The organism is Pseudomonas entomophila, assembly GCF_029478665.1.
GTDB lineage: Bacteria > Pseudomonadota > Gammaproteobacteria > Pseudomonadales > Pseudomonadaceae > Aquipseudomonas > Aquipseudomonas entomophila_F.
Window position 1 is genome coordinate 1 of record NZ_JARPQB010000082.1, and the last position, 8,588, is coordinate 8,588.

Here is an 8,588-nt window from a genome sequence, read left to right on the forward strand (position 1 = left end):
CCCCACCACGGCCCGCGCCCATTTCGGCACTTGCAACGACGCCCACCCACCCATGTTCTCGGTACACGCCGGTATCGACGGCGAGGACGCACTGGTATGCGCCGTGGCCGCGCTGCGGGCGGCCTATGAAACCAATGCGATGGCATTGGAAAGGGCGGGCGAGCCGTTGCGCAGCCTGCTGGTGGCGACGGAGAACTCCCTGGAGAAAGGCCTGGCGCTGTCGTCGGCGGTGCTCGACGGGATAGAGCGCGGTTAGAGCTGAAGTCCGTTCGCCGGCAAGCCGGCTCCTACATCAGAAGTATTTGGCTCTCGTTGTAGGCGCCGGCTTGCCGGCGAATGGGCTGACGACGTTTGCGCTGGGGCCGCTATCAACGCGCCTGCAGCACTTCGCGAAACACATCCGGCCGTGAGGCAGCAATGTGCAGCAAGGAGCGGGCAGCCCCTGAAGGTTTGCGCCTGCCTTGCTCCCATTCTTGCAAGGTTCGTACAGAGACCCCCAACAGTTCGGCAAACCGGGACTGTGACAACCCGGTTCTGCTTCGCGCTTCGGCGGCAGGGGTCAACTCGACCTGGTGAACGGCGCCATGGTGTCCGGCTTTTACATCACGGATGGACTCAAGCAATTCGGCACCGATATCGCGCTTGCTGTCTCGCAGCAGCAGATCTTTCTCAGTCAGGGGCATGGTTCAGTTCCTTCGCGATCTTGCGCAACACATGCGCGGGAATGTTGTCTGTGGCGCCCTTGCCATAGATGAGCAGCACGACCAGAGCGCCACTTGCGAGCTGAGCCGTGTAGATGATCCTTACAGTGCCTTGTTTGCCACGGCCATCCAAGCTCCAGCGAACCTTTCGACAACCTCCCGAACCCGGCACGACTGCTCCGGCTTCCGGTTCGTTGGCAAGGTAGTGCATGAAGGCGCCGTGTTCGTCCAGGGTCCAGTAGTCTGGCCACTGCTTTGAGAAAAGTGGGGCTTCAATGATCGTCAGCATACCGCATCCCTACGTCTTTGACGTGGGGATGTTGATGCCAATGACCCTAATTCATAAAGCGGCTGCTTGTATCGGGAGGTTGCTTGCGAAGGCGCGTTTGGCTTGTCGACCGCCAGCCTTGCCCGTAGCATCCGCAACCCCGCTCATGGCCTTTCGGGATTGAAGGCCGGCTATAGGACCAAGGAAGAATGTTGCCGCTGTTTTCACGCCTGCTATTGCACACCCTGGCCTGCGTGGCCTTTCCCTTTCTACTGCAGCTAGGCTTCGACCTTTACCGGGCGCACGTCGGCCCGCCGGCGGCGCGCGGTGTCGGTGTCGGCCTGGCCACGATGCTGGTGTTCTACACGTTCATCTTCTTCAACCTGCTGATGGTGGCCATCCCGCGGGCGACGGTCCGTTATGGGTTGGCGCTGTTGCTGGTGCTGGTGGTGCTGGTGTACTTCAACCCTTTGCACCCGATACGCGCGCTGGGGTTCGCCGCGTTGTGCGGGGGGCTGTGCCTGGTGGCGATCGTGTTGACGCCGTGGGGTACCCGGTTGCTGCGCTTGCTTGGCAGGCGGGGCGGGCGTTTGGCTTGATGGGTGCGTTGAATTGCCGTGAAGCGGGTGCCGTGGTGGTTGGCACCGGCTTTGCCGGTGTTCGCCGGCAAGGCCGGCTCCTACAGGGGGTGGTTCGGCTGCAGTAGCACGCCTTGTTGATCGAGCCACTGCTCGAAGCATTCGAAGGTGGCGATGGCGGCGTCGACCGTTTGGGCCTGGGTGGCGGCGCTCGCCTCGGCCAGCCGTTGCAGGAATGCCCGCCAGTTCGCGCCCGTCGCGGGGCCATACACATCGAGGAAAGCGCCGCCGTTGTCGGCGTCGATGCCCAGGCGTTCGGCCATCGTGCGCTTGAGCACCTGGCCACCGAGGGTGGAGCCCTCAAGCACGTACATCACGCCCAGGGCGCTGGCCGCGCTGTCGATGCCGGGCAGCGCCTGGCAGCGGGGCAGGGCGTCGATGGCGTGGGGTGTGTGGTTCATGGCGCGCAGGTCGCGGGCCAGGGCCGGGGCCTTGCGTCGTTCGAGCGGCTGGTAGCCGGCCAGCGCGGCATCCAGTGGCGCGTGGAAGCCATGGTAGGCCTCGACCAGGCGCCGGTAGGCCGGCAGGTCGAAACCTTCGCTGAAGAACGGCAGGCGTTGTTCCAGGCCTTTGTGGCAGGCACGGGTGCCTTCGCGCAGGGCGTGCAGCAGGGGGCTGGCGGTTTCGGGCATCGTCGCGCTTCTGGCCGTGGAGGTAGCCGTGATACTGCCAGAAACCCGTGGCCGGTCACCACTGCGGCGCGCTTGTACTCTGCCGCGTATCTGCAATCATGGCGCCTCTCGAAACGAGCTGACTCAAGGACGCAGCATGGGACGTGCGACAAGATGGAACTGGTTGGCCCTGGCACTGTTGCCGGGCCTGGTGGCGGCGGCCCCTGAGCCGGTGCCGCTGTACCGCGAGATCAAGGATTGGGCGGTGGGCTGCGACAATACCCGCGCCTGCACGGCCTTGCTGGCGATCGATGATGAGCTGATGACCGGGCTGCACACCATCGTGCGCCGCGAGGCGGGGCCCAAGGGTAGGCTTGAGCTGACCCTGCGCGTGGGGCCGACCTATGTGGATCAACTGCTGCTCGATGGCCAGCCGCTGTCGGCCGGATGGCAGCATATCCAGCGCCCGTACGATTACGACCTGCGTCTGGAAGGCGATGGGGCACTGGCGTTGCTGCGTCAACTGCGCAATGGCGAACGGCTGAGCGCGCTCACTGAGGATGGCGAGCTGGTCGCCTCGTTGCAGGGGCTCAGCGCCGCGCTGCTGGTGATCGATGCCGTGCAGGCGCGGGTCGGGCATGCCGATGCGTTGGTGCGGGTGGGCGATGCGCCCGCCGCCAGCGTGCCCGATGCACCGCCCGTGGCGCATTTGCCGCGCTACATCCCAGCACCTGCCCTGGATGACAGCCACCGCCAGGAGATGGGCGACGCGGTGCTGCGCTGGGCGACCGAGCAGGGGGTGATGGAGGACAGCCGCTACAACAACCTGGAGCTGCATCCGCTGGATGAGGCCCATGCCTTGGGGATCCTGAGCACCGGATGCAGTGGGGAGTTCTGCGCCAACTACCTGTACCGGGTGTCGCGCAGTGCGCCTTATCAAGTCAGCGAGTTGCATGTCGAGGCACCGGTCCCGCTATTGGCGCCCAACCTGAGTGGCTTCATGGCTTTCGACGCCCTCACGGGCCAGCTGTATGCCACCGACAAGAGCCTGCTCGAACGCGGCTGTGGCCTGGCGCAGCACTGGCGCTACGACGGGATGCTCATGCGCCCGGAGCGGGTGGTCAGGATGGACCGCTGCGGGTACGTGAAACCGGAATTTTGGCCGGTGCTGTGGCGAGCCGAGGGTTAGCCGGCCGCTGTGCGGCCCTTTCGCGGCACAAGGCCGCTCCTACAAGGCACAGCGGTCTCCTGTAGGAGCGGCCTTGTGCCGCGAAAGGGCTGCGCAGCAGCCCCGAATCAGAACGCCAGCTTGTAGCCGATCAGCAGCAGCATGGTCGCCAGGCACGGCCGCAGCACACGGTCGGAGATGCGCCCGGTCAGGTGGCTGCCCAGGTAGATCCCCGGCAGCGACCCCAGCAGCAGGTAGCCCAGCAGCGACCAGTCCATGTTGCCCATGCCGGCGTGGCCAAGGCCGGCGACCAGGGTCAGCGGCACGGCGTGGGCGATCTCGGTGCCGACCAGGCGGCGGGTGACCAGGAACGGGTAGAGCAGGAACAGCGCCACGGTGCCGAGGGCGCCGGCGCCGATGGAGGTGAGGGTGACCATCACCCCCAGCACCACGCCGGTGATCACGGTGAGGATGTTCAGGCTGCGGTCGCTGAGGTGGTAGTGGTCGCCGGCGTGCTTGCTGGCGAAGGCCTGCAGGCGCGACTTGAACAGGATCGCCAGGGCGGTGAGGATCAGCACCACCGCCAGGCCTTGCTTGATGATGGCGTTCAGCGCCGAGGTGTCTGTGTGCAGGGTGCTGAGGAACCACAGGGTGAGGGCGGCGGCGGGCACGCTGCCCAGGCTCAGCCAGCCGGTGATCTTCCAGTCGATGTTCTTGTTGCGCCCGTGCACCCAGACGCCACTGGCCTTGGTGATGGCGGCATAGAGCAGGTCGGTGCCCACGGCGGTGGCCGGGTTGATGCCGAACCACAGCAGGATCGGGGTCATCAGCGAACCGCCGCCAACGCCGGTCATGCCGACGATGAAGCCCACTACCAGCCCGGCAATGGTGAAACCGAAAGAACCTACATCCATACGCTACTCGACTGCCCAGCTTGCCCGTGATCGGATGCTTGCCAGCATATAGATTTTTTTATAGCCAAATAGACTTGTTCGTTATTAGGTTATAACCGCTGGCCTGTTCAAGATGTGCGACGGGCGTGCTGCAATTTCGTTGAGTTCGCGCGCTGTCCCCGGCACGTTCCAGCCAACCCTGAAAGGAGTGTTCCATGAGCAATGACATCCAGCGTTTTCCCAGCAACCTGCCGTTTCCGTTTTCCCGCGCGGTGAAGGCTGGCGGGTTCCTGTTTCTCTCCGGGCAGATTCCGATGAATGCGGCCGGCGAGGTGGTAAAGGGCGATATTCAGGAACAGACCCGCGCGGCCTGCGAGCGGATCGGCGAGAGCCTGGCGGCATGCGGGGCGCGCTTCGACCAGGTGGTGAAGTGCACCGTGTGGCTGTCGGACATGAGCCATTTCGCCGGTTTCAACGAGGTGTACAAGACGTTCTTCGGCGCGGCGTTGCCGGTGCGCTCCACGGTGGCCTCGGCGTTGGCGCTGGGCGTGGATGTGGAGATCGAGGTGCAGGCGTACATCGGGCACGATTGAGTTTCGTGCAGGGGGGGCGGGCAGGCCTGTGGTGGCCTGACCGGCCTCTTCGCCGGCAAGGCCGGCTCCTACAGGGTTTTGCGCAATCCCCGTAGGAGCCGGCCTTGCCGGCGAAGAGCACGACTCAGATGCGGAAGCTGCCCACCAGCTGCTTCAGGCGCCCGGCCTGCTGGCTCAGGGCGTCGCAGTGGCGCAGGGTTTCGTTGAGGTTTTCCACGCCTTGCTGGTTGAGGGCGTTGATCTGGGTGATGTCCAGGTTCAGGCTCTCGACCACGGCGGTCTGCTCTTCGGTGGCGGTGGCCACCGACTGGTTCATGCCATCGATCTCGCCGATGCGCTGGGTGACGCTGGCCAGGCGCACGCCGGCCTGGTTGGCCACCTGCACGGTCTGCTCGCTCGAGACCTGGCTGGTGTTCATGGTGTGCACCGCTTCGCGCGAGCCCACCTGCAGGCTGGTGATCATGCGGTGGATCTCTTCCGCCGACTCCTGGGTGCGGTGGGCCAGGTTGCGCACTTCGTCGGCGACCACGGCGAAGCCACGGCCGGCTTCACCGGCACGGGCGGCCTCGATGGCGGCGTTGAGCGCCAGCAGGTTGGTCTGCTGGGAGATGCCCTTGATCACGTCGAGGATCTTGCCGATCTCGTCGGTGCTGGCATTGAGGGTCTCGATCTGCTCGCAGGACTCGCTGATGCGCTGGGACAGCGCGGTCATGGCGCTGATGGCCTCTTCGACCACTTCGCGGCCACCGTTGGCCTGCTCGCTGGCGCCACTGGCGTGCTGCGAGGCGTCGGCGGCGTTGCGGGCGATTTCCTGGGTGGCGGCACCCAGTTCGTTGATCGCCGCGGCAACACTGTTGGTGCGCATGCTCTGCTCTTCGGAGCCGGTCAGCGAGGCGTTGGAGGCGCCCACCACTTTCTCCGACAGGTCATGCACCAGGCGGGTGGCCGACGACACTTCGCTGATCGAGGCATGGATACGCTCGACGAAGCGGTTGAACGAGGTGGCCAGTTCGCCGAACTCGTCCTTCTGTTCCACGACCAGGCGGCGGGTCAGGTCGCCTTCGCCTTCGGCGATGTCCTGCATGGCGCGGCCCATGGTGGTCAGCGGGCGCATCAGCACCGGGATCAGCAGGCCCAGCAGGCCGGCGATGACGGCCACGGCGATGAGCATGGCGATGATCGCCGAGGTGCGGAACTGGCTCAGTGGCGCGTAGGCTTTTTCTTTGTCGATCGACAGGCCGATGTACCACTGCGCCGACGGCAGGCCTTCCACCGGGGCGAAGGAGATGATGCGGTCCTTGCCGTCGAGGCTGACTTCCTGGATGCCGGGCTCGACACGCAGTGGGCTGCCTGGGTAGATGTCCTTCAGGTTCTTCATCACCCGGGTCTTGTCAGGGCTGACGATGACCTGGCCATTGCGGTCGACCAGGAATGCATGGCCGATGCCGCCGAAGTCCACGGCGTTGATGATGTCGACCAGGGTGTTCAGGCTCAGGTCGCCGCCGACCACGCCAATCAGCTCACCGCTGGACTTGGCCTTGACCGGCATGGCGATGGTCACCACCAGGCCACCGACCGCGGCCTGGTAGGGCGGGGTCAGCATGGTCTGGTTGGCGGCCACGGCCTGGCTGTACCAGGGGCGCTGACGCGGGTCGTAGCCGTCAGGCATCTTGGCGTCGGGGCGCTGGGTGAACAGGCCGGTGCTCTGGCCGAAGTAGGTGAACTGGAAGTTGCTGGTGTAGGACGGCTGGTCGACCAGGCCAGGGACGTTGTTGCCGGCGCCTTGCTGGGCGATGTCCTGGGCGAGGTTTTCCAGCACCAGGATGCGCCCGCTCATCCAGTTCTGCACGCTGCTGGCGGTCTGCAGGCCGGCCTGGCGTACCGAGGACTCGATGTTCTGGCGGATGGTGTTGCGTTGCAGGTAGTCGTTGTAGAGCGTGAACAATGCAAATGCCAGGACGACGACGCCGCAGGCACTGAGCAGGATCTTGTGGCGGAATTTCAGGTTCATGTTTCGAGACCTTGATTCAGTGAAGGGAGGGCGCCGCATGCTTGTGGCACGAGTGACGGGGCCTGTTTTCACGGTATCGGCCGTTTGCGCAAAATGTTGAAAGACTAAATGTCGCAGTGCTTGGCAGATTTACCATCATTCCATGACAAATCATTTCGAAGCCAGCAGGGTGACCAAGCGCCTGGCCGCCTGGCCGAGCGGTTGTTGCTTGAGCCAGAACGCGTGTACCGGCAGTTCGAGGGCGTTATGGGTGTTGCGAAAGTCCAGGCGCACCAGGCGTCCGGCGCTGATCAGCGGGGCCACCCGCGACAGCGGCAGGTCACCCCAGCCAAGCCCGGCTTCGACCATCTGCAGGGCCAGGTCGAAGCTGTCGGTGCGCCAGTGCGAGGTGCCGATCAGCGAGCGCGGGTCGGTCAGGGGCAGGTCGCGGCTGCGCACCAGGATCTGGCGCAGGTTGACCAGGTCCTCGAGGTCGCGGATGCGGCCTTCGAGGTAGGCCGGGTGCCGGGGCGACAGGGTGGCCACCAGCGATTCCATGGCGATGTACTGGAAGCTGCGGCGCGGGTCGACCTGCAGCCCGGCGAAGGCCAGGCACAGGTTGGCCCGGCCGCTGTCGAGCAGTTGCAGGGCTTCTTCCTGCGGGGCGGCGAGCAGTTCGATGTCGAGCAGCGGATGGCGCTCGCCCAGTTGAGCGATGGCATTGAGCAGCGGTTGCTGGTCGATGTCCGGCACCACGGCGATGGCCAGGCTGCTTTCCAGGCCCCGGGACAGTTCCAGGGCGTGCACCTCCAGTAGCCCCAGCTGTTCGGCGATCAGCCGGGCGTGGGGTTCCAGGGCCAAGGCCTGGGCGGTGGGGCGAGCTTCGCGCGGGCCGCGATCAAAAAGGGTATAGCCCAGCTCTGCCTCGAGGTTGCCGATGGCCATGCTCACCGCCGACGGTACACGCCCCAATGCCCGGGCGGCAGCGGAAAACGAACCGCGATCCAATACGGCGAGGAACAGCTGGATAGTGTCGCTGGAGAAGTTCACGGGTAATCCTGGAAGTGGCTGGTATCAGAAAATCTGATGGCTGCTGACTTTTACTGTCAGGTTGATTGAAGCATCATCGCCCGCTTTCGACGTACCCGCAATCAAGGTAATTCCGTGCAAGGACTCAAACGCAAACTGGTCTACGTGACCTTCTATGAACTCATCGGCCTGTGCATGTCGACCCTGGGGCTGGCCTACCTGTCCGATACCCAGGCCTCGCACACCGGCCCGCTGGCGGTGATGATCACCACCATCGCCATGGCCTGGAACCTCATCTACAACAGCCTGTTCGAGTGGTGGGAGAGCCGCCAGGCCAAGCGCGGGCGCAGCCTGGCGCGGCGGGTGGCGCACGCCATCGGCTTCCAGCTGACCCTGGTGGTGTACCTGATCCCGCTGATCGCCTGGTGGCTGGACATGACCTTGCTGGAGGCGCTGCTGGTGGACATGGCGTTCATCATCCTGGTGCCGTGCTACACCTTCGTCTACAACTGGGCGTTCGACCGGATCTTCGGCCTGCCGGCCTCGGCCCTGGCACCGGCCTGAGCTTGATGTTCTGCTTTCCCTGTAGGAGCGGCCTTGCGCCGCGAAAGGGGCGCGAAGCGGCCCCGCGATTTCTTGGTCGAAGCCAAAGTCGCCGGGGCTGCTGCGCAGCCCTTTCGCGGCACAAGGCCGCTCC

The 8,588-nt window shown here is 64.9% G+C and carries 11 protein-coding genes; 5 read left to right on the forward strand and 6 right to left on the reverse strand.

The genetic code is table 11. The features are described from left to right. Nucleotides 1-256 (forward strand): hypothetical protein (locus tag P5705_RS25295; RefSeq protein ID WP_277463601.1); only part of this gene is annotated, 256 nt, incomplete at its 5' end. 112 nt (nucleotides 257-368) lie between these two features. Here P5705_RS25295 and P5705_RS25300 read toward each other — a convergent pair. Then, the gene (locus P5705_RS25300; RefSeq protein ID WP_248919416.1) at nucleotides 369-683 is read right to left on the reverse strand and encodes a helix-turn-helix domain-containing protein; all 315 of its coding nucleotides are present in this window, start codon (nucleotides 681-683) and stop codon (nucleotides 369-371) included. Then, nucleotides 670-990 (reverse strand): transcriptional regulator, encoded by a 321-nt coding sequence (locus P5705_RS25305; protein ID WP_277463602.1) that lies wholly within the window; start codon nucleotides 988-990, stop codon nucleotides 670-672. Before P5705_RS25305 ends, P5705_RS25300 begins: the two co-directional genes overlap by 14 nt. A gap of 188 nt (nucleotides 991-1,178) precedes the next feature. Between P5705_RS25305 and P5705_RS25310 the strand changes: the two genes are divergently transcribed. Beyond that, nucleotides 1,179-1,568 (forward strand): hypothetical protein, encoded by a 390-nt coding sequence (locus P5705_RS25310; RefSeq protein ID WP_277463603.1) that lies wholly within the window; start codon nucleotides 1,179-1,181, stop codon nucleotides 1,566-1,568. An 80-nt stretch (nucleotides 1,569-1,648) separates the two neighbouring features. Here P5705_RS25310 and P5705_RS25315 read toward each other — a convergent pair whose 3' ends face one another. Then, nucleotides 1,649-2,239 carry a biliverdin-producing heme oxygenase gene (locus P5705_RS25315; protein ID WP_277463604.1) on the reverse strand — a complete coding sequence of 197 codons (591 nt, stop codon included), beginning with the start codon at nucleotides 2,237-2,239 and terminating at the stop codon, nucleotides 1,649-1,651. Between the two features lie 136 nt (nucleotides 2,240-2,375). Between P5705_RS25315 and P5705_RS25320 the strand changes: the two genes are divergently transcribed. Beyond that, nucleotides 2,376-3,407 (forward strand): DUF1176 domain-containing protein, encoded by a 1,032-nt coding sequence (locus P5705_RS25320; protein WP_277463605.1) that lies wholly within the window; start codon nucleotides 2,376-2,378, stop codon nucleotides 3,405-3,407. A 107-nt stretch (nucleotides 3,408-3,514) separates the two neighbouring features. Here the strand turns inward: P5705_RS25320 and P5705_RS25325 are convergent, their stop codons facing one another. Then, entirely contained in the window at nucleotides 3,515-4,300 is a 786-nt protein-coding gene (locus tag P5705_RS25325) for a sulfite exporter TauE/SafE family protein (protein ID WP_213660337.1), read from the reverse strand. A 194-nt stretch (nucleotides 4,301-4,494) separates the two neighbouring features. Here P5705_RS25325 and P5705_RS25330 point away from each other — a divergent pair, with 194 nt between their 5' ends. Next, complete coding sequence (locus P5705_RS25330; RefSeq protein ID WP_277463607.1) at nucleotides 4,495-4,872, forward strand: RidA family protein; 378 nt, start codon at nucleotides 4,495-4,497, stop codon at nucleotides 4,870-4,872. A gap of 124 nt (nucleotides 4,873-4,996) precedes the next feature. On the opposite strand, the gene mcpA is transcribed toward P5705_RS25330, so the two are convergent. Both mcpA and P5705_RS25340 read right to left on the reverse strand, forming a co-directional pair. Then, complete coding sequence (gene mcpA, locus P5705_RS25335) at nucleotides 4,997-6,883, reverse strand: methyl-accepting chemotaxis protein McpA (protein WP_213660339.1); 1,887 nt, start codon at nucleotides 6,881-6,883, stop codon at nucleotides 4,997-4,999. 150 nt (nucleotides 6,884-7,033) lie between these two features. Further along, nucleotides 7,034-7,912 (reverse strand): LysR family transcriptional regulator, encoded by an 879-nt coding sequence (locus P5705_RS25340; RefSeq protein ID WP_277463609.1) that lies wholly within the window; start codon nucleotides 7,910-7,912, stop codon nucleotides 7,034-7,036. 114 nt (nucleotides 7,913-8,026) lie between these two features. Here P5705_RS25340 and P5705_RS25345 point away from each other — a divergent pair, with 114 nt between their 5' ends. Continuing rightward, nucleotides 8,027-8,455 carry a PACE efflux transporter gene (locus P5705_RS25345; RefSeq protein ID WP_277463611.1) on the forward strand — a complete coding sequence of 143 codons (429 nt, stop codon included), beginning with the start codon at nucleotides 8,027-8,029 and terminating at the stop codon, nucleotides 8,453-8,455. The last annotated feature ends 133 nt before the right edge of the window (nucleotides 8,456-8,588 follow it).

What these genes read in the sequence shown, in the direction of transcription:
- P5705_RS25300 (WP_248919416.1), bottom strand. Translation starts at nt 683, where the DNA reads ATGCCCCTGACTGAGAAAGATCTGCTGCTGCGAGACAGCAAGCGCGAT.
- P5705_RS25305 (WP_277463602.1), bottom strand. Translation starts at nt 990, where the DNA reads ATGCTGACGATCATTGAAGCCCCACTTTTCTCAAAGCAGTGGCCAGAC.
- P5705_RS25310 (WP_277463603.1), top strand. Translation starts at nt 1,179, where the DNA reads ATGTTGCCGCTGTTTTCACGCCTGCTATTGCACACCCTGGCCTGCGTG.
- P5705_RS25315 (WP_277463604.1), bottom strand. Translation starts at nt 2,239, where the DNA reads ATGCCCGAAACCGCCAGCCCCCTGCTGCACGCCCTGCGCGAAGGCACC.
- P5705_RS25320 (WP_277463605.1), top strand. Translation starts at nt 2,376, where the DNA reads ATGGGACGTGCGACAAGATGGAACTGGTTGGCCCTGGCACTGTTGCCG.
- P5705_RS25325 (WP_213660337.1), bottom strand. Translation starts at nt 4,300, where the DNA reads ATGGATGTAGGTTCTTTCGGTTTCACCATTGCCGGGCTGGTAGTGGGC.
- P5705_RS25330 (WP_277463607.1), top strand. Translation starts at nt 4,495, where the DNA reads ATGAGCAATGACATCCAGCGTTTTCCCAGCAACCTGCCGTTTCCGTTT.
- mcpA (WP_213660339.1), bottom strand. Translation starts at nt 6,883, where the DNA reads ATGAACCTGAAATTCCGCCACAAGATCCTGCTCAGTGCCTGCGGCGTC.